Raw genomic sequence first — 18,535 nt, 5'->3', positions numbered from 1 at the left:
TGTCGGTCAAGCGCGTGACGTCGGTCAGTCCCACCAGAAAGTCCAGGCGCGCTCCCCCACGAGGTCCTTCGCGTACTCCCGCAAGGTCCGGTCGGCGAAGTTGTCGGGGCAGAAGGCGTAGTGCTCCGCCGCCAGCGCCTCGGCGTCGGCGAGCGTGACGGGCGGGGCGGCCACCGAGACGGTCAGCACGGCGAAGCCGAGGGCGACGACGCGTATGTGGAAGCGGTCCTCCCAGGACCGCAGGACCGCGCAGAGCCGGGCCACGTCGTTGTCGTGATCGAGCGGCCCGCACCAGCCGACGGCCGCCGGCACGTCGGCGGAACGGCGGGCCGGGACGAGGGCCAGCCGGGGCTCCTCGAACCGGGGACGGGAGCCGTCGCAGAAGGCGTCCGCGAGCCGCGCGGCGGCGACCGCGGGGTCGACGGTGAGGGAGGGGGCGGGCGCGAGACCGGGCCAGTCGGCGCTGTCCCCGTCGGTGACGTCGCCCGGCTCGCACTCCTCCCAGTGCTCGGCGAGGACCTCCTCCGCGTCGTGATCACCGGGGTAGGAGGCCAGCCGCGGCGCCAACTCCCATTCGTCGGGCCCGCCGTGGGTTCCGCTCACCTCGACGAGCACGGGCAGCAGACCCGCGCGGGCCGCCGGCCCGCCCAGCGCCGCCCAGCTCCCGGCGGACGCCGGCTGCTGCGCGCACCACAGCAGCGGCTCGTGCCACGTCCCCGCGTCCGTCGTGTCGATCAGCCGGCCCGGCGGCAGCCGGAGACCGAGGGTGCGACCGCTCGGGTCGGAGGCCAGTGTGGGCAGCGGGTTGGGAAGAGTCGCCATGACGGCGACTGTAGGGGCCGCCACTGACAACCGGTCACCGAGCCGGCGGCGCCGTCAGAGCTTGTCCGGGGTGCGGATGCCCAGGAGGGCCATCCCCCGGTGCAGCGTGCGGGCCGTCAGGTCGATGAGGAACAGACGGTTCTCCTTCTGCTCCACGGTCTCGGCCTTCAGGACCGGGCACTGGTCGTAGAACGTCGTCAGGTGCGAGGCCAGCTGGTAGAGGTACGAGGCGAGCTTGTGGGGCTCGTGCGCGGCCGCGACCTCCAGGACCGTCTCCCCGAACTGGTCCAGGTGCAGACCCAACGCCCGCTCGGCGGGCGCGAATTCCAGCTCCGGGTGGGGAGTCGGGGTCGCGCCCTCGGACTTGCGCAGGATCGACTGGACACGGGCGTACGCGTACTGGAGGTACACCGAGGTGTCGCCGTTGAGCGAGACCATCTGGTCCAGGTCGAACTTGTAGTCCCGGACCGCCGACGTCGACAGGTCGGCGTACTTCACCGCGCCGATGCCGACGTGCCGGCCGTTCTCCACGATCTCCTGCTCGGTCAGGCCGACCTTCTCCGCCTTCTCCCGCACGACGGCCGTCGCCCGCTCCACCGCCTCGTCGAGGAGGTCGACCAGCTTCACCGTCTCGCCCTCACGGGTCTTGAACGGCTTGCCGTCCATGCCCAGCACAGTGCCGAAGGCCAGCTGGAAGGCCTTCACGTCGTCGTTGAGCCAGCCCGCCCTGCGCGCCGTCTCGAAGACCATCCTGAAGTGCAGGGACTGGCGGGCGTCCACGACGTAGAGGAGCGAGTCCGCCTTGAGGTTGAAGACGCGGTCGCGGATCGCGGAGAGGTCGGTCGCCGCGTAGCCGTAGCCGCCGTCCGACTTCTGCACGATCAGCGGGACCGGGTTGCCGTCCGGGCCCTTGACGTCCTCGAAGAAGACGCACAGCGCGCCCTCGGAGCGGACCGCCACGCCGGACTCCTCCAGGAGGCGGCACGTCTCGGCCAGCATGTCGTTGTACCCGGACTCGCCGACGATGTCCGCGTCCCGGATCTCCATGTCCAGCTTCTCGAAGACGGAGAAGAAGTAGATCTTCGACTCGTCGACGAACTTCTGCCACATGGCGAGCGTGCGGGGCTCGCCGGCCTGGAGGTCGACCACCCGGCGACGCGCCCGCGTCTTGAACTCCTCGTCGGAGTCGAAGACCTTGCGCGCGGCCTTGTAGAGGCGGTCGAGGTTGGACATCGCCTCCTCGCCGCTCACCTCGGCGTCCTTGTGGTCCAACTCGTGCGGGTGCTCGTCCAGATACTGGATGAGCATGCCGAACTGGGTGCCCCAGTCGCCGATGTGGTGCCGGCGCACCACCGTCTCGCCGGTGAACTCCAGGAGTTGGACCGCCGCGTCCCCGATGACCGCCGAACGCAGGTGACCGACGTGCATCTCCTTGGCCACGTTCGGCTGGGCGTAGTCGATCACCGTCGTGCCCGGGTGCTCGGCGTACGGGACGCCGAGCCGACCGGTGTCGTCGGCGTAGCGCGCGGCGAGGTTCTCCGTGATCGCCTTGTCCGTGATGGTGATGTTCAGGAAGCCGGGGCCCGAGACCTCGACGTCCTTGATCACCTCACCGGTGACGACCTCGGAGACCACCTTCGTCGCCAGCTCCCGCGGGTTCGCCTTCGCCTTCTTGGCCAGCGCGAGGATGCCGTTGGCCTGGAAGTCGGCCCGGTCGCTTCGTCGCAGCAGCGGGTCCGCGTCGGCGGCCTCCGGCAGGGTGGCCGAGAGGGCGGACGCGAGGTGCTGCTCGACGGAGTCGCTGAGGGACGTGACCGAGGCCATAGGAGTGGGTGCCGTTCTCCTCGTGGAATGGGTGGACCTCGTCAGTATCCCATGGGGGGCAAACCGGTTTTCCGGCTCACATGTGCCTGCCCCGCTCCCTGCGCCGGCCGCGGCTCAGCAGTACGACGGCGCCCCCCGTCAGGACCAGTGCCGTGGCGGTGGCGGCGGTCCCGGCGACCGGACCGCCGCCGGTCTGGGCGAGTTGCCCGCCGCCGCCCTGCGCGGAGGCCTGCGAACCGCCCGCCGGGGCGGTGGACGAGGGGGCGGACGACGCCGAGGGCGTCGGCGTGGCCGCGGGGGAGGACGCCGGCGGCTCGGACGGGGTGGGCTTCACCGTCGGTTTCGGGGAGGCGGAGGACTCCTTGGCGATATCGAAGACGAGGACGGCCTTGTCGTTCGACGGATTCGTGTCGAGCGGGCTCAAGGCGTAGAAGGAGGCCGGCACCTCGTACCTCGTGCCTGCGGCCTTCTTCGGGAATTTCCAGGTGAAGGGGAAGGTGACGGTCTCGGCCGGGGCGAGCTCGCGGAAGACGTCGCAGATCAGCTCGCCCGGATCGGCCCAGCAGTTCTTGTCGTAGTCGGTCGCGGGCCAGTAGTCCCAGCCCAGGTAGAAGCGCACGGCTTCGAGCCGGACGGGGCCGGGACCGTGGTTGGTCACCACGAGCTCGGTCTTCACGCGCTCGCCGACCGGCGTCTTGCCCGAGGGCGCCTTCCACTTCATTCCGAGATCGGCGGGCTTGCGGACGGTGACCTTCCCCGTCGCGGTGTTGTTCTCCGGCTTGGCGTCGACCGTGTCGCCGAGGTCGGCAGTGGTGGTGAACTTCAGCTCCGTCCCCGGCGCGACGTCCGCGCCGACCTTGACGACCACCTGCGCCGAGACGTCCGACTTCCCGTCCTTTGCCGCGCACTTCACGCTCCGGCCGTCGGCGGAGGGCGTGCAGAGGGCGTCGGCGGCGTCATGGCCGGTCCGGACGTAGGTGACGCCCTGAGGGAGCGTCAGGGTGAGACCGAGCCGAGTCACCCGACCCGTCATGAGATCGGCGATCGCCCGTACGCCGAACGTCTCGCCGGGCGCGGCGACCTCGTGGTCGAAGTACTGCCTGGCCTCCACGTCGACCGGATCGGCGCCCGGCGCCGCGTGCGCCCCCGTCACCGTGGCGGTCAGCAGTGACAGCGTCGCCGCCGCTGCTCCGGCGTACAGGCGTCCCCGTCGTGTGCGCATGTGAAAGTTCCCTTGTTCGACAGAAGTGGTCAACGTGAGTCGCGCTCGTCGCGGCGCATCCGCGCCCGTACAGCGAGCAGCGCGCCACCGGCGAGGACGAGCACCGCCGCGCCGGCGGCGAGGACGGGCATCGGCCCGGCGCCGGTGGCGGCCAGGTGCCCGCCGCCGCTCTGCGGGGTGACACCCGAGCCGCCCCCGGTGGCCGGTGCCGGCGAGGCGGTCGCCCCGGGGCCCGACGGGGACGCCGTCGGCGTGGGTGTCGGCTTCGGGCCGGCCGTCGACGTCGGCGTCGGAGTGGGCTTCGGCGGCTTCGGGCCGGGCGGGGGCGTCTTGGCGACGTCCAGGACCAGTTCGGCGCGGTCGTTGTCCAAGCACGGGTCGAGCGCGTCGTGGGACAGGGTCGTCGGCACCCGGAACTTCTTGCCGCCCGACTCCTTCGGGAAGGTCCAGCGCAGTTCGAACGTGTGGCTCTCGCCGGCCGCCAGCTCCGACGGGGTCTCGCAGACCAGGACGTCCGGGTCCGCCCAGCAGCTCCGGGGCGCGGACGGCCAGGTCCGGAACGCCGTCGAGTCGATGTGCAGCTTCACGGCCTGGCCCGCGGTGGCGGAGCCCGGCCCGTGGTTGGTGACGACCAGCTTCGTCACGACCGGCCGGCCGGGCCGCGCCGGGACCGTCGGCGGCTGCCAGGAGACGCCGACGTCGGTGCCGGTCACCGCCCTGACGGTCGCCGTCGCCGTGTTGTCCTCCGGCTTGTCGTCGATCGCGTCGCCGATGTCGGTCGTCGCCGTGACCGTGAGGGCGGCGCCCGGGTTCACGTCCTTGCCGACGCGGATGCCGAGCTGCTCCCATACGTGCTCGTGCGGGGCGTCCAGTGAGCGGCAGGTGACGGTCCGGCCGTCGGCGGAGGGCAGACAGCGCCGGTACTGGAGGTTGTCCGGGTCGGTGGGGCGCGCGTAGGTCAGCCCGGCCGGCAGGGTGAGCGTCACGGCAAGCTTCGGGACGGCGCCGGTGACGAGGTCGGTGACGAGGTGCAGATGGAACACGCGGCCCGGGGCCACGGAGGTGGGCTCGGGCCGCAGGGTCGTCCGGACGTCGGCGTGAGCGGGTGCGGCGGACGCTGCTGCGGGTGCGGCCTGGGCGATCGTCGGAGTGAGGGAGCCGAGCAGCAGCGCTGCGGTCGCCGTGGCCCCCGCCGCCGTCGTCGCCGTGGGCCTCGCCGTCGTACGTCTCGGTCCGGACCGCATGCCCCCACACCCTTCACCCGGCTGGTTCGACGAACAGTTGGACAACCCGGGGACGCCGACGGTTGTACATGAGTTGTGCGCGACGGTCGGAAGTCGTTTTCGTGCTCGGGGGTGGGGCTGGGACAATGAGTGGGCCGGACGTGCGACCGTGACGGCCGCCGTCGGGGAAGTTCCAGACGCATCCCTGATCGATCCAGACGCATTCCTGATCGATCACTGACAAAGAGGACGTGCCGAACGTGGCTCAGAGCACCGAGACCACCGACTGGGTCTCCCGTTTCGCGGATGAGGTCATCGAGGAGTCGGAGCGTCGGGCCCCCGGCAAACCCGTCGTGGTCGCGTCCGGTCTCTCCCCCTCCGGCCCCATCCACCTGGGGAACCTGCGCGAGGTCATGACCCCGCACCTCGTCGCCGACGAGGTCCGCCGGCGCGGACACGAGGTCCGGCACCTCATCTCCTGGGACGACTACGACCGCTACCGCAAGGTGCCGAACGGCATCCCCGGCGTGGACGCCTCCTACGCCGAGCACATCGGCAAGCCCCTGACCTCCGTACCGGCCCCGGCCGGGTCGCCGTACCCGAACTGGGCCGAGCACTTCAAGGCCGCGATGGTGGAGTCGCTGGCCGAGCTGGGCGTGGAGTTCGACGGGATCAGCCAGACCGCGCAGTACACCTCCGGCGTCTACCGGGAGCAGATCCTGCACGCCGTCCGGCACCGGGGCGAGATCGACGCGATCCTCGACCAGTACCGGACCAAGAAGGCCCCGGCGAAGAAGCAGCAGCAGAAGCCGGTCGACGCGGCCGAGCTGGAGGCCGCCGAGGGCTCGGGCGCGGCCGCCGAGGACGACGGCAGCTCCGGTTCCGCCGGCTACTTCCCGTACAAGCCGTACTGCGGCAACTGCGAGAAGGACCTCACCACGGTCACCTCCTACGACGACGACAGCACCGAGCTGACGTACGCCTGCGAGGCCTGCGGCTTCTCCGAGACCGTGCGGCTCAACGAGTTCAACCGGGGCAAGCTGGTCTGGAAGGTCGACTGGCCGATGCGCTGGGCGTACGAGGGCGTCGTGTTCGAGCCCAGCGGCGTCGACCACTCCTCCCCGGGGTCCAGCTTCCAGGTGGGCGGCCAGATCGTCGGCATCTTCGGCGGGGAGCAGCCGATCGGCCCGATGTACGCGTTCGTCGGCATCAGCGGCATGGCCAAGATGTCCTCGTCGAAGGGCGGTGTGCCCACCCCCGGCGACGCGCTGAAGATCATGGAGCCGCAGATCCTGCGCTGGCTGTACGCCCGCCGCAGGCCCAACCAGTCCTTCAAGATCGCCTTCGACCAGGAGATCCAGCGGCTCTACGACGAGTGGGACAAGCTGGACGCCAAGGTCGCCGACGGCTCCGCGCTGCCGGCCGACGTCGCCGCGCACTCGCGCGCGGTGCGCACCGCCGCCGGCGAGCTGCCCCGCACGGCCCGGCCGCTGCCGTACCGGACGCTGGCCTCCGTCGCCGACATCACCGCGGGCCACCAGGACCAGGCGCTGCGGATCCTCTCCGAGCTCGACCCGGAGAACCCGCTGACCTCCCTGGAGGAGGCCCGGCCGCGCTACGACCGGGCCGAGGCCTGGATCAACACGCAGGTCCCCGCCGACCAGCGGACCATCGTGCGCGAGGAGCCGGACGCGGAACTGCTGAAGTCCCTCGACGAGACGTCCCGGCAGTCGCTGCGGCTGCTGCTCGACGGGCTGGAGTCGCACTGGTCGCTGGACGGGCTGACGCACCTCGTGTACGGCGTGCCGAAGGTGCAGGCCGGGTTCGCGGCGGACGCCACGCCCAAGGAGCTGCCGGCCGAGATCAAGACCGCGCAGCGATCGTTCTTCGCGCTGCTGTACCACCTGCTGGTCGGCCGTGACACCGGCCCGCGCCTGCCCACGCTGCTGCTGGCGGTGGGACAGGAGCGGGTGCGGGCCCTGCTCGGGGAGTAACCGCCGGACGACGAAGGGGCCCTCCTCGGAGGGCCCCTTCGTCATGCGATGTGGTCTTCTTCCAGTTCCGCCGAATGGCGCTTCTGGAAGCGTTCCGTCAGGGTCTTCAGGTCGCCCGGGCTCAGGGTCGTCCCGTAGGTCGCCTGGATGTTGTCGCCGAGGACGCGCGGGGTGGGGTAGCTGCCGTCTATCGACTGGCGGAACACCTGGTAGTAGGCGTCCTCGTCCGGCTCCGGGGCGCCGCCGCCGTCGCCCAGTTCCCGGGTGCGGCCGGGAGCCACGGGGATGGGGAAGCTGCCGGTCTCCTCGGGGGACGGCTCCTGCGGCGGGGGCTCCTGCGTGTACTGCTCCTCGTACTCCTCGGCCTGGAGCTGCTCCTCGTACCACTGCTGGTACTGGGCCTCGGGGTCGTAATCGGGGTTGTAGCCGCCGTGGTACTCGACCTGCTGCGGGTGCCGGGCGTGCAGCCACTGGTTCACGTCGGGCTCTGCCCTGCCGCCCTGCTGCGGAGCGTTATGGTCGCCGCCCAGTGCGGGGCGCTGCCGCTCGCCGGGAGCCGCCGCCACCCGTGCCGGCTCGGCCTGGGGCTCGGGTACGGGCTCGGGCTCCGGGGTCGGGGGCAGCAGGGCCGGCTTGATGCCCGCCGCCGCGAGACCCGCCGGGGCCGTCTGGGCCAGGGGGACGCCGTAGCGGGCCAGACGCAGGGGCATCAGCGACTCGACCGGGGCCTTGCGCCGCCAGGCACGGCCGAAGCGGGAGCGCAGCCGGGCCTGGTAGACGAGACGTTCCTGCTCCAGCTTGATGACCTGCTCGTAGGAGCGCAGCTCCCACAGTTTCATCCGCCGCCACAGCAGGAACGTCGGAATCGGGGAGAGCAGCCAGCGGGTGAGGCGGACGCCCTCCATGTGCTTGTCGGCGGTGATGTCGGCGATCCGGCCGATGGCGTGCCGAGCGGCCTCGACGGACACCACGAACAGGACCGGGATCACCGCGTGCATGCCGACGCCGAGCGGGTCCGGCCAGGCGGCGGCGCCGTTGAACGCGATCGTCGCCGCCGTCAGCAGCCACGCCGTCTGCCGCAACAGGGGGAACGGGATCCGGATCCAGGTCAGCAGCAGGTCCAGCGCGAGCAGGACGCAGATGCCCGCGTCGATGCCGATCGGGAACACGTAACTGAAGTTCCCGAAGCCCTTCTTGAGGGCCAGTTCGCGTACCGCCGCGTAGGAACCGGCGAAGCCGATGCCCGCGATGATGACGGCGCCGAACACGACGACACCGATGAGAACGCGGTGCGTCCGAGTCAGCTCTATAGGCGCGGCCACCCGCACCCCCCTCCCTTTGCGTGTTGTTGCGCGCAACAGGGTGGCACACGTGTACGGCGAACGGACTGCCGGTCTGTCAGCTCTTCGGCGCGGCGGAGGCCGAGGCCGACGGCGACCCGGCCGATGCGGACGGCGCCGGCGAGGAGGCCGGCGGCTTGGACGGCGACGCGGTCGAGGGCTTGGACGGCGGGGTGCTCGCGCCCGAACCGCCTTCCGTGGAACCGCCGTTGGCCGCGCGGACCGCCGACACGACTTCCTTGGCGGCCTTCTCCGCGGCCTTCGTCAGCGTGTCCGCGCTTGGGGTCTTCTCGCCGGCCAGACCCGCGCCGTTGTAGTCGAGGGAGACGACGACGTTTTCCACGCGCGCGACGACCGTCTGCTGCTTGAAGGCGCCCTCGCTCTTCTTCAGGTCGTACCGCACGGTCGTCGCCTGGTCGCCGGTGCCGGTGAGCGCCTGCGTCTTCGCGTTCGCCGCGCCGGAGACCTCCTGGGCGCCCTTGACCTGCTTGGCGTAGTAGTCCTGCGCCTGCTGCTCGCCGGAGGTCGACGTGTTGGAGTCGAAGCGCAGCAGGGAGACGTTCAGCCAGCGGAACTGCGAGCCCTTGACCCCGTTGTTCTGGAGGCTGGACCAGGAGCACGAGGCGCGGGCGTCGGTGTCGCTCGACGCGCCCTCCTTGCCGGACGCCGACGCCTTCGGCACCAGATCGGTGAGGGTCTGCTTCGACAGCGACTTGCAGGCCTCCGGCAGCTTCGCGTACGCGGCCGCCGGCACGGTCGGCTGCGCGCTGACCGTGGCGCCGGCCCCCGCGGCGGCTTCGGCGCCGGTCTTCTGCGCGGCGTCGTCCGAGCCGGAGTCGGAGGAGCAGCCGACGGCGAGCAGCATCACGGGCAGCGCGGCCGCTGCGGCGAGGGCGCGGTTCAGGCCTCCGACGCGCCGCGTGCGGCGCTCGTGCGGGGCGCGCCCGTCACGGTCCGCGCGCTGGTCGTGCTGGTCGTCTCGCTGGGCTCGTCGCTGCATGGTTCCTTCACTCATCACGCTTGTGGTTCCTGCGGTCTGATCGGGTCCAAGGGGCCACGGTACGCCGTGAAGGAGGTGTGCGGTTCCGCTTCCCTCGGGCGGCCGGCGGAGGGCGGACGGGGGTGAAGTCGCCTCAGCCGCGCAGGGAATCGGCGAGCTGGGCGGCCAGATTCCGGGCCCTGTCCTGCATTTCCTCGCTGTCGGGGACCGTGCCGATCGTCGTCGGCTGCTCCTCGTACCGGACGGTCACAATGACGTTCGACGTGCGGAACGCCACAGTCACCGTCCGCTGCTTGGCCGTCGAGGCTGAGCTGTCGAGGGCGTCGTCGACGAACGCCTCGTCGCCCAGGCCTTCGAGCAGGCGGGGCTGGAGCTCGGCGGAGGTGGTGGCCGACGGGGACGGGCCGGTGGACGAACTCCCCGAGGGGCTCGCGGGGGCGCTCGCCGGAGGAGCGGCCGAGGCGGAGCCCGCGCCGCCGGCCGCGGGGCTGACGCCCGAGGAGGGGCTCGTGCCCGTCGGCGAGGGGGCGGTGGAGGAGGAGGGCGAGGCGGACGGGGAGCCGGTCGCCGAGGCGACGGCGGGCGCGGGCAGGTCGGCCGCCGTGACCTTGCCTGCGAACAGGTCCTCGGCCTCGGTGTCGTCGCTGACGGCGGTGTCGTACGACACCACGCGCTCGAAGTCGACGAGGAGGTGGTCGGTGGCGTCCGCCGACTCCACCTTCCAACGGCAGCCCGTCTTGCGGTCGGTGTCGAACGTCTGGGTCGCCTCGCCCCCGTAGGCGGCCTCGCGCCGGACCGGGTCGGCGATCTCGCGCGCGCCGGGCAGCAGTGCGTCGAGCGTGCCGCGGCTGACGGCGCGACAGGCCTCCGGGAGGGTGGCGTACCGGCCGGGCTCCGCGGCGGCGCTGGCGGTGCCGGCCTTGCCAGGGTTGGCGTCGTCCGTGGGGCCTCGGTCGTCCGAGCCGCCGGTGCAGCCGGCCAGCAGCGCCGCGATGAGGGCGGCGGCGCCGGGTACGTACGCCTTCCGCTGCACGGTCGGCTCCTCTCGACGGTCACATCCTGGACGGTTATTCGCTTGCCGGGCGGGGGCGGCCGCTGGAGACAATGTGTATCGCACGCGACGCCGTGGATGCCGGTCCGCCGTCCGGTACGTCGACCTTGGCACCGGTTTTGCGATTCGATACTTCTGTTGGTTTTCCGGGGGAATGAGGGCTGTATGTCGTACGTGGAGATGCCGGGCGCGAAGGTCCCCATCCGTATGTGGGCCGATCCGGCGACGGTCGAGGAGGGGGCGCTCCAGCAGTTGCGCAACGTCGCCACCCTGCCCTGGATCAAGGGCCTCGCCGTGATGCCGGACGTGCACTACGGGAAGGGCGCGACGGTCGGTTCGGTCATCGCGATGCGGGGCGCGGTCTGTCCGGCGGCGGTCGGCGTCGACATCGGCTGCGGGATGTCCGCGGTGAGGACCTCCCTCACGGCGAACGACCTTCCCGGGGACCTGTCCCGGCTGCGCTCCAAGATCGAGCAGGCCATCCCGGTGGGGCGCGGGATGCATCAGGACGCGGTCGACCCGAGCGGGATGCACGGTTTCGCCACCGCGGGTTGGGACGACTTCTGGGGACGGTTCGACGGGATCGCGGACGCGGTCAGGTTCCGCCAGGAGCGCGCCACGAAGCAGATGGGAACGCTCGGTAGTGGGAACCACTTTGTCGAAGTCTGCACGGACACGACCGGTTCCGTCTGGCTGATGCTGCACTCCGGTTCCCGGAACATCGGCAAGGAGCTCGCCGAGTTCCACATCGGCGTGGCCCAGAAGCTGCCGCACAACCAGGGGCTGGTCGATCGCGACCTCGCCGTCTTCGTCGCGGACACCCCGCAGATGGCGGCGTACCGCAACGACCTGTTCTGGGCGCAGGAGTACGCGAAGTACAACCGCACGCTCATGATGGCGCTCCTGAAGGACGTGGTCCGCAAGGAGTTCCGGAAGGCGAAGCCGACGTTCGAGCCGGAGATCAGCGCGCACCACAACTACGTCGCGGAGGAGCGCTATGACGGGATGGACCTGCTCGTGACCCGCAAGGGCGCGATCCGGGCCGGTTCCGGCGAGTACGGGATCATCCCGGGCTCCATGGGCACGGGTTCGTACATCGTGAAGGGCCTCGGCAACGAGAAGGCGTTCAACTCGGCCTCGCACGGCGCGGGTCGGCGCATGAGCCGCAACGCGGCGAAGCGGCGCTTCTCCACGAGGGATCTGGAGGAGCAGACGCGGGGCGTGGAGTGCCGCAAGGACTCCGGCGTCGTGGACGAGATCCCGAGCGCGTACAAGCCGATCGAGCAGGTCATCGAGCAGCAGCGTGACCTGGTGGAGGTCGTGGCGAAGCTGAAGCAGGTCGTCTGCGTGAAGGGCTGACGACGGCGAAGGGCTCGGGCCCGGTGGCCCGGGCCCCTTCCGCGCGCGTCAGCCGAGCCGTTTCTCCAGCAGTGTCACCGCGTACGGGCTTCCGCCGCCGCCGGGGCTGCCCGGCGTGGGCGGCTTGGCGCGCTGCTCGCCCACGACCTTGTAGCCGGCCGCCTCGTAGTAGGCGCGCAGGCGGGGGTTGGAGGCGAGGCAGTCCAGGCGGGCGCAGGCGCGGCCGGTCGCGGCGATGACGGACTCGGCGTGTGCCAGCATGCGGCGGCCGGTGCCGGGCGGGGAGGTGTGCGGGGCCGTCATCAGACGGTGGACGTACCCGGCCTCGGGCGGGCGGGGGCCCCAGGCCGCCGGGTCGTCCCACCAGAGTTCCCAGGCGCCGGCGATGACGCCCGCCGCCCGGGCCAGCCACACCTCGCCCTCGCGCATCCGGGTGCGGAAGTGGGCCTCGGACTTGCCGCCCGGCGTCCACTGGTCGATGCCCCGGGCCGTCTGCCACAGGGCGGCCGTGTCGTGCAGACGGACCAGTGCGGGGGCGTCCTCGGGGGTCGCCCGGTGGAACGTCAGCTCGGGCCAGGCGGTGGGGACCGGCTCCAGGAGCTTGCCGCGCAGGGTGGTGGCGAGGGCACGCGGGTCCAGGCCGAGGACCTGGGCCACGTACCGCTCGGCGCTGCCGTGGCGGGAGTTCAGGGCGGCGAGGTACAGGCGCATCACCTGCGCGGGGGCGCGGCCGAAGCCGGGCCAGGCGGGCGTGCGGCCGTCGTTGCGTGCGCGCCAGTCGGCGAGCAGGGCCTCCGTCGCCAGTTCCGTGAGGCTGAAGTCCTCGGCGATCACCTGCTCCTCGACGCCGAGCAGCCCCAGGACCAGCGCCGCCAGCTGGCCCGTGCGGTCCTTGCCCGAGGCGCAGTGGAAGACGAGCGGGGCGTCGGTCGCCGCGATCAGCTCCAGCGCCTCGCGGATCTCCTTCGCGCCGTCGTGCGCGACCTCCATGTACCGCTCGGCGAGATAGGGGGCCGGGTCCACGTCGGCGCCCTGGACGGCCTGGTCGTAGGGGCGGTGCTCGATGCTGAGGTTGCGGTACGTGAAGGAGGGGTGCGCCGGGATCCGGCCCCGGCCCTCCGCCTCCCAGGGGTGGCGCAGGTCGATCACCGTGCCGACGCCGAGCGACAAGAACCGCTCCCAGTCCGGTGTGCCCTCGGTCAGCTTGCCCAGCGAGTCCGCCCGGAACAGCCGCCCCGGACGGACCCGGTGACGGCCGTCCGCGGTGCGATAGCCGCCCAGGTCACGGAAGTTGTGCAGCGTCTCGAACGGTATGTGTCTGTCCACGGACGCGACTTTACGGCCCGGACGGGAACCGGGCCGGGCCGTCGCGCTGTCTTCGCCTTCGCCAGAGACGCGAGTGCACGGAGCCGTCCGGCCCGCTGCCGGAGCCGGCTCGCCGAATGCCGGATGACGGGGGTTGCGATGAAGCGCGTGCGTGTGTCGGTCTGCGCGGCGGGACTGGTGCTGGTCCTGGGAGGTCTGCTCGCCGGCTGCTCCTCCGACGAGTACAACGACGAGCGGGGCAAGGGCGACGCCCCGGTGCAGGGCAAGGCGGGGGACGACACCCCGGCCGAGGTGTACAACATGCCCGACGGGTTCGGGAACCTCGCGACCAAGTGTGTGGGGCACGGGTACCGGGCGTATGTCACGACCAACAGCGGCGGGCCGTCCAACGTGCAGCTCGTCGAGGACAAGACGTGCGCGGGCTGAGGCGTCGGGGGCGGCGTGGGACCCGGTCCGCGCTCGCCCTGCTGCTGTTGCTGCTCGCCGCCGTCCTGTCGGGGTGCTCCCTGGACGACGACGAGCGGGGCATGGGCGACGCCCCGGTGCTGGGGAAGGCGGGGGAGGACACCCCGGCCGAGGTGTACAACTTCCCGGACGGGTTCGGGAACCTCGCCACCAAGTGCGTGGGCAGGGGCAAGCGGAGCTACGTCACGACGAAGTACGTGACGTCGGACGGGGAGACCTCGTCCACCGTCCCCGCCAACGCGCTGATCGTGGACGATCCCGAGTGCCCGTGAAGGGGTGCGGCCCCGCGTGTGCCGCACCCACGCACACCGCCGGGTGAGGGAGCCGGCCGGGCGTCAGAGTTCCCTGTGGACCTTCGTGTTGGAGGCCTGGGCGCGGGGGCGCAGGACCAGGAGGTCGACGTTGACGTGGCTGGGGCGGGTCACCGCCCAGGTGATCGTCTCGGCCACGTCGTCGGCGGTGAGGGGTTCGGCCACGCCCTCGTACACCTTCGCCGCCTTGTCCTGGTCGCCGCCGAAGCGGGTCAGGGCGAACTCGTCGGTCTTCACCATGCCGGGGGCGATCTCGATCACCCGGACCGGCTGTCCGACGATCTCCAGGCGCAGCGTCTCGGCCAGCACATGGGCGCCGTGCTTGGCGGCGACGTAGCCCGCGCCGCCCTCGTAGGTGCCGTGCCCGGCCGTGGAGGACACCACCACGACCGTGCCGTCGCCGCCGGCGACCAGCTTGGGCAGCAGGGCCTGGGTGAGGTTCAGGGTGCCGATGACGTTCGTCTCGTACATGGTGCGCCAGTCGGCCGGGTCGCCGGTGGCCACCGGGTCGGCGCCGAGCGCGCCGCCCGCGTTGTTGACGAGGACGCCGATCGTCCGGAACGCCGTGGCGAACTCGTCCACGGCGGCGCGGTCGGTGACGTCCAGCTGGTACGCGGTCGCCGAGCCGCCCGCCGCGACCAGTTCCTCGGCCAGCGCCTCGATACGGTCCTTGCGGCGGGCGGTGAGGACCACGCGGTAGCCGGCCGCGGCGAGCCGGCGGGCGGTGGCGGCGCCGATTCCGCTGCTCGCACCGGTGACGACGGCGATGCGGGAGGCGGCGGACGGTACGGCGGTGGCCATGGGACTGACTCCTGGGTCGGCGTGGGCGGCGCGCGGGACGCGACGCGAGGTGCGCGAGGGACGCAGCCAGGATAGGCACGCGGAGATCACCGGCGACCGGTGATCTTGCTTTTCGGGCGCACCGGTTCGCGTCGCCCCCGGTCAGCCGCCGTTGCGCGGCGCCCACATGATCAGGGCCATGCCGGCGAGGCTGACCAGCACGCCGGTCACGTCCCACCGGTCGGGGCGGTAGCCGTCGGCGACCATGCCCCAGGCCAGCGAACCGGCGACGAACACCCCGCCGTACGCGGCCAGGACGCGGCCGAAACTCGGCGTCCGCCTGGAGCGTGGCGACGAAGCCGTACGCGCCGAGGGCCATGACGCCGGCGCCGGGCCACAGTCATCCGCGGTGCTCGCGCGCCCCCTGCCAGACCAGCCAGGCGCCCCCGATCTCCAGCAGCGCGGCGACGGTGAACAGGGCGGCGGGGCGGAGCACGGACACACGAGCAGCGTCGCACGTGCCGGGCGCCGTCTTCCGGTCGGGCCGGTTCCGCGGCGTCGTACGATGCGCGGACGGCGCTGACGAAAGGGTGTGCGGGCGATGTCCGGGAACGTGCGGTCGCGGTTGCTGGACGAGCTGTCCACCGTCTCCCGCCGGTACATGGCGGCGTTCGCGCTGTTCAACCAGGCCGTCGCCGACCGCCTCGGGCTGCACCCCACCGATCTGCAGTGCCTGAACCTGCTGTCGCTGGAGCGGGAGCCGGTGACGACGGGCCGGGTCGCGGAGCTGACGGGGCTGACCACCGGGTCGGCGACCCGGCTGGTGGACCGGCTGGAGAAGGCGGGCTATGTCGTGCGGCGGCGGGACGCGGCCGACCGGCGGCGGGTGCTGGTGGCGGCCGTGCCGGAGCGGATCGCCGAGTTCGGGCGGACCTGCGAGCGGCTGGGCGGCGACTGGTCGCCGCTCTTCCAGGACCTGGACGACACCGAACTCGCCGTGATCGTCGGGCACATGAGGCGGACCGTGGAGTTCAGCGGCGAGCAGGTCGCGCGGCTGCGGGAAGGCGCGGTGTAGGGCATGGGGGCGGTCGGTGACACCGGCATACACACGGATGTACGGGCGGACAGCGGGGACGGGCGCGAGGGCGGCCGCGGGCAGGACGGCGACCGGGAGGCGCGGCCCGCACGCGGGCTGCCCCGGCACTGGCTTGTGCTGCTGCTCGCGGCCGCCGTGGCGCCGGGCGCACTGCTGGTGCTGGTCGGGCGGGGGCTGGAAGAGCCGGCCGTGCAGGCGTGGCGGACGGTGTGCCTCGCGGTGACCGTGCAGGCGATGCCGTTCCTGCTGCTGGGGACGGCTCTGTCGGGGGCGATCAACGCGTTCGTGCCCGAGCGGGTGTTCAGCCGGCTGCTGCCGAAGCGGCCGGCGTTCGCGGTGCCGGTGGCGGGGGCCGCGGGGGTCGTGCTGCCGGGCTGCGAGTGCGCGTCGGTGCCGGTGGCGAGCAGTCTGATCGGCCGGGGGGTCACCCCGGCCGCCGCGTTCGCGTTCCTGCTCTCCGCGCCGGCCGTGAACCCGGTGGTGCTGACGGCCACCGCGATCGCCTTCCCCGGCAGCCCGGCGATGGTGCTCGCGCGGCTGCTCGCCTCGCTGGTCACCGCGGCCGTGATGGGCTGGCTGTGGCTCTGGCTGGGGCGTGCGGAATGGCTGAAGCCGGCCGTGCGGCACACCGGGCACCGGCCCGGCAACAGCCGGTGGACGGAGTTCCGGCGCGGCTTCCAGCACGACTTCCTGCACGCGGGCGGGTTCCTGGTGGTCGGCGCGATGGCCGCGGCGACCTTCAACGTGGCGGTGCCGCGTTCGGTCGTCGACACGTTCGCCGGGTCGCCCTGGCTGTCGGTGCTGTTCCTGGCGGTGCTGGCGATCGTGCTGGCGGTGTGCAGCGAGGCGGACGCGTTCGTGGCGGCCTCGCTGACCGGTTTCTCGCCGGTGGCGCGGCTGACGTTCATGGTGGTCGGGCCGATGGTCGACCTGAAGCTGATCGCGTTGCAGGCGGGGACGTTCGGGCGGGCCTTCGCGATCCGCTTCTCGACGGCCACGGCCGTCGTCGCGGTGGTGTGCAGCGCGGTGGTGGGAGGGGTGCTCCTGTGAAGCGGTTCGCGCAGGCGGGGCTGCTGGTGCTCTGCGGGCTGGGCCTGTTGCAGGCCTCGCTGCTGACCGACGGCTATCTGCGCTACGTGAAGGAGGGCATGCGCCCGCTGCTGATCGCGTCGGGGGCGGTGCTGGTGCTCCTGGGGGCGGCGGAGGCCTGGTCGGCGCGGCGCGCCAGGGCCCGGGACGCCGGCGACCACGGGCCGGGCGGCCGGGTGCACGACGGTCACGCGCACGCGGGTGACGGGCCGGGCGGCCACGCGCACACCCCGCACGACGACGGTGCCGATGACATCCACGGCCACGCCGGTGAAGGCGCTCACGGGCACGACCACTCCGGCGTCCCCCGAGTCGCCTGGCTGTTGTTCCTCCCCGCGCTCAGCCTGCTCTTCTACGCCCCGCCCGCGCTGGGCTCGTACACCGCCGCCCGTGAGGCGCCCAAGGCGGTCGCCGTGGTCGACGAGGACGGGTTCGGCCCGCTGCCCGCGACCTCGCCGCTGCCGATCACGCTGACCGACTTCACCCAGCGGGTGCAGCAGGACGCCAAGCAGGCGATCAAGGGCCGTACGGTCCGGATGACGGGGTTCGTCACCCCGGCCGGCGACGGCCGCGAAGGCTGGTACCTGACCCGGATCCTGCTGTCGTGCTGCGCGGCGGACGCCCAGTCGGTGAAGGTGCGGGTGTACGGGGTTCAGGCGCCGAAGGCCGATGCCTGGGTGACGGTGACGGGCACCTGGCATCCCGAGGGCGCCCTCGGGACGTCGTCGGCGGCGGTCGCCCTGGACGCCCGGGGCGTCGAGAAGGTCGAGCGCCCCACGAACGGCTACACGGACTCGCTGCCGATCGGCTCGTGACCCGCACGTTTTCTCCGGCCCGGTGAGTACGCGGTCGGCGGCACCCCCACGGTCGCCTTGAAGTCCCGTACGAGATGGGCCTGGTCCGCGTAACCCAGGTCGGCGGCCAAGACCGCCCAGTCGACGTTCGTCGAGGTCTCCGCGCGCTCCAGGGCCTCGTGGATGCGGTAGCGCAGGATGACCCACTTGGGGCCGACGCCCACATGGGCGGCGAAGAGGCGCTGGAGGCCGCGGACCGAGACGCCCTCCGCGCTCGCCAGGTCCGCGACGCGGCGGATCGTGCGGTCGGCGCGGATGCGGTCGGCCAGGGCCATGGCCCGGTCGGCGTCCGGGTCGGGCCGGGGGCCGAGGGTGAGGAGGCAGGCGTCGAGGGCCGCCACGCGGGCGTCCTCGTCGTCGGGGCCGAGGACGGCGGCGGGGTCGACGCCGGCCAGGCGTACGCGGCGGCCCGTCCAGTCGCCGACCGGGCGGTCCGGGGCGAACGGGCGGAAGCCGCCGGGCCGGAACTGCACACCGCAGACCCGGCCGGCGCCTTCGAGTTTCCGTGTGAAGAGACCGAGGCCGACGCCGGCGATCTCGGCGAAGGGAGCCTGGTCCCCGTACCGCTGGAAGACGATGTTCACCGAGGGGTGCGGGACGACATGGGAGGCGTACGGCTGGTCCAGGTCCCAGTCGATCAGCCAGTAGTGCTCCAGGTAGGGGCGCAGCGGCGGGGCCGGTTCGCGGCGCCGGAAGCGGACGCGCGCGAAGAGCTCCGCGGCGTCGACGATGCCTCGGGTGTCGCGGCGTGGGGCGGCCATGCGTCGATCGTAGGACGG

Annotated in this window: 17 protein-coding genes and 1 pseudogene; 7 read left to right on the top strand and 11 right to left on the bottom strand. The window is 72.3% G+C overall.

Annotation, left to right across the window (positions count from 1 at the left end):
- Positions 1–24: 24 nt before the first annotated feature.
- The 4 genes from ACIOC0_RS29030 to ACIOC0_RS29015 all read right to left on the bottom strand — a co-directional run bounded on the left by ACIOC0_RS29030 (position 25) and on the right by ACIOC0_RS29015 (position 5,112).
- Positions 25–822 (bottom strand): DUF4253 domain-containing protein, encoded by a 798-nt coding sequence (locus tag ACIOC0_RS29030; RefSeq protein WP_402158698.1) that lies wholly within the window; start codon positions 820–822, stop codon positions 25–27.
- Positions 823–876: 54 nt separating this feature from the next.
- Positions 877–2,646 (bottom strand): arginine--tRNA ligase, encoded by a 1,770-nt coding sequence (gene argS, locus ACIOC0_RS29025; protein ID WP_402158697.1) that lies wholly within the window; start codon positions 2,644–2,646, stop codon positions 877–879.
- Between the two features lie 76 nt (positions 2,647–2,722).
- Entirely contained in the window at positions 2,723–3,868 is a 1,146-nt protein-coding gene (locus ACIOC0_RS29020) for a hypothetical protein (protein ID WP_402158696.1), read from the bottom strand.
- 29 nt (positions 3,869–3,897) lie between these two features.
- Entirely contained in the window at positions 3,898–5,112 is a 1,215-nt protein-coding gene (locus ACIOC0_RS29015) for a hypothetical protein (protein WP_402158695.1), read from the bottom strand.
- Positions 5,113–5,342: 230 nt separating this feature from the next.
- On the opposite strand from ACIOC0_RS29015, the gene lysS reads away from it, so the two are divergent.
- Entirely contained in the window at positions 5,343–7,085 is a 1,743-nt protein-coding gene (gene lysS / locus ACIOC0_RS29010; RefSeq protein ID WP_402158694.1) for a lysine--tRNA ligase, read from the top strand.
- Positions 7,086–7,126: 41 nt separating this feature from the next.
- Here lysS and ACIOC0_RS29005 read toward each other — a convergent pair whose 3' ends face one another.
- The 3 genes from ACIOC0_RS29005 to ACIOC0_RS28995 all read right to left on the bottom strand — a co-directional run bounded on the left by ACIOC0_RS29005 (position 7,127) and on the right by ACIOC0_RS28995 (position 10,458).
- The gene (locus tag ACIOC0_RS29005; RefSeq protein WP_402158693.1) at positions 7,127–8,407 is read right to left on the bottom strand and encodes a DUF2637 domain-containing protein; all 1,281 of its coding nucleotides are present in this window, start codon (positions 8,405–8,407) and stop codon (positions 7,127–7,129) included.
- 76 nt (positions 8,408–8,483) lie between these two features.
- Complete coding sequence (locus ACIOC0_RS29000) at positions 8,484–9,425, bottom strand: DUF3558 domain-containing protein (RefSeq protein ID WP_402158692.1); 942 nt, start codon at positions 9,423–9,425, stop codon at positions 8,484–8,486.
- 133 nt (positions 9,426–9,558) lie between these two features.
- A complete protein-coding gene (locus tag ACIOC0_RS28995; protein WP_402158691.1) occupies positions 9,559–10,458 on the bottom strand; it encodes a DUF3558 domain-containing protein in 900 nt (299 codons plus the stop codon).
- 183 nt (positions 10,459–10,641) lie between these two features.
- Here ACIOC0_RS28995 and ACIOC0_RS28990 point away from each other — a divergent pair, with 183 nt between their 5' ends.
- Entirely contained in the window at positions 10,642–11,835 is a 1,194-nt protein-coding gene (locus ACIOC0_RS28990) for an RtcB family protein (RefSeq protein ID WP_402158690.1), read from the top strand.
- A gap of 48 nt (positions 11,836–11,883) precedes the next feature.
- On the opposite strand, the gene ACIOC0_RS28985 is transcribed toward ACIOC0_RS28990, so the two are convergent.
- Positions 11,884–13,161, bottom strand: a complete 1,278-nt coding sequence (locus tag ACIOC0_RS28985; RefSeq protein WP_402158689.1) for a GNAT family N-acetyltransferase — start codon at positions 13,159–13,161, stop codon at positions 11,884–11,886.
- Between the two features lie 138 nt (positions 13,162–13,299).
- Between ACIOC0_RS28985 and ACIOC0_RS28980 the strand changes: the two genes are divergently transcribed.
- Positions 13,300–13,587, top strand: a complete 288-nt coding sequence (locus ACIOC0_RS28980; RefSeq protein ID WP_402158688.1) for a hypothetical protein — start codon at positions 13,300–13,302, stop codon at positions 13,585–13,587.
- A complete protein-coding gene (locus ACIOC0_RS28975; protein ID WP_402158687.1) occupies positions 13,575–13,898 on the top strand; it encodes a hypothetical protein in 324 nt (107 codons plus the stop codon). Before ACIOC0_RS28980 ends, ACIOC0_RS28975 begins: the two co-directional genes overlap by 13 nt.
- Before the next feature lie 63 nt (positions 13,899–13,961).
- Here the strand turns inward: ACIOC0_RS28975 and ACIOC0_RS28970 are convergent, their stop codons facing one another.
- Together ACIOC0_RS28970 and ACIOC0_RS28965 are read right to left on the bottom strand one after the other, a co-directional pair.
- Complete coding sequence (locus tag ACIOC0_RS28970) at positions 13,962–14,738, bottom strand: SDR family NAD(P)-dependent oxidoreductase (protein ID WP_351094751.1); 777 nt, start codon at positions 14,736–14,738, stop codon at positions 13,962–13,964.
- Between the two features lie 141 nt (positions 14,739–14,879).
- Positions 14,880–15,219: pseudogene (locus tag ACIOC0_RS28965) on the bottom strand (YnfA family protein).
- A 99-nt stretch (positions 15,220–15,318) separates the two neighbouring features.
- Between ACIOC0_RS28965 and ACIOC0_RS28960 the strand changes: the two are divergent.
- Genes ACIOC0_RS28960 through ACIOC0_RS28950 form a run of 3 tightly spaced genes read left to right on the top strand, consistent with a single transcriptional unit; the run spans position 15,319 to position 17,717 of the window.
- The gene (locus tag ACIOC0_RS28960; RefSeq protein WP_130440789.1) at positions 15,319–15,792 is read left to right on the top strand and encodes a MarR family winged helix-turn-helix transcriptional regulator; all 474 of its coding nucleotides are present in this window, start codon (positions 15,319–15,321) and stop codon (positions 15,790–15,792) included.
- A 3-nt stretch (positions 15,793–15,795) separates the two neighbouring features.
- Entirely contained in the window at positions 15,796–16,863 is a 1,068-nt protein-coding gene (locus tag ACIOC0_RS28955) for a permease (RefSeq protein ID WP_402158686.1), read from the top strand.
- Positions 16,860–17,717, top strand: coding sequence for a TIGR03943 family putative permease subunit (locus ACIOC0_RS28950; RefSeq protein WP_402158685.1), 858 nt, complete (start codon positions 16,860–16,862; stop codon positions 17,715–17,717). The genes ACIOC0_RS28955 and ACIOC0_RS28950 overlap by 4 nt, the downstream gene beginning before the upstream one ends.
- Here ACIOC0_RS28950 and ACIOC0_RS28945 read toward each other — a convergent pair.
- Complete coding sequence (locus ACIOC0_RS28945; RefSeq protein ID WP_402158684.1) at positions 17,687–18,517, bottom strand: DUF6597 domain-containing transcriptional factor; 831 nt, start codon at positions 18,515–18,517, stop codon at positions 17,687–17,689. The genes ACIOC0_RS28950 and ACIOC0_RS28945 overlap by 31 nt on opposite strands.
- Between the last annotated feature and the right edge of the window lie 18 nt (positions 18,518–18,535).

The sequence above is a fragment of the Streptomyces sp. NPDC088254 genome (assembly GCF_044740925.1).
Classification (GTDB): domain Bacteria; phylum Actinomycetota; class Actinomycetes; order Streptomycetales; family Streptomycetaceae; genus Streptomyces.
This window is presented reverse-complemented; position numbering and strand designations above follow the sequence as displayed.

Bases quoted from the DNA above. Each gene is read 5' to 3' on its own strand.
- argS (WP_402158697.1), bottom strand. From the start codon at position 2,646: ATGGCCTCGGTCACGTCCCTCAGCGACTCCGTCGAGCAGCACCTCGCG.
- ACIOC0_RS29030 (WP_402158698.1), bottom strand. From the start codon at position 822: ATGGCGACTCTTCCCAACCCGCTGCCCACACTGGCCTCCGACCCGAGC.
- ACIOC0_RS28945 (WP_402158684.1), bottom strand. From the start codon at position 18,517: ATGGCCGCCCCACGCCGCGACACCCGAGGCATCGTCGACGCCGCGGAG.
- ACIOC0_RS28990 (WP_402158690.1), top strand. From the start codon at position 10,642: ATGTCGTACGTGGAGATGCCGGGCGCGAAGGTCCCCATCCGTATGTGG.
- ACIOC0_RS28955 (WP_402158686.1), top strand. From the start codon at position 15,796: ATGGGGGCGGTCGGTGACACCGGCATACACACGGATGTACGGGCGGAC.
- ACIOC0_RS28970 (WP_351094751.1), bottom strand. From the start codon at position 14,738: ATGGCCACCGCCGTACCGTCCGCCGCCTCCCGCATCGCCGTCGTCACC.
- ACIOC0_RS29015 (WP_402158695.1), bottom strand. From the start codon at position 5,112: ATGCGGTCCGGACCGAGACGTACGACGGCGAGGCCCACGGCGACGACG.
- ACIOC0_RS28980 (WP_402158688.1), top strand. From the start codon at position 13,300: ATGAAGCGCGTGCGTGTGTCGGTCTGCGCGGCGGGACTGGTGCTGGTC.
- ACIOC0_RS29020 (WP_402158696.1), bottom strand. From the start codon at position 3,868: ATGCGCACACGACGGGGACGCCTGTACGCCGGAGCAGCGGCGGCGACG.
- ACIOC0_RS29000 (WP_402158692.1), bottom strand. From the start codon at position 9,425: ATGCAGCGACGAGCCCAGCGAGACGACCAGCACGACCAGCGCGCGGAC.
- ACIOC0_RS28960 (WP_130440789.1), top strand. From the start codon at position 15,319: ATGTCCGGGAACGTGCGGTCGCGGTTGCTGGACGAGCTGTCCACCGTC.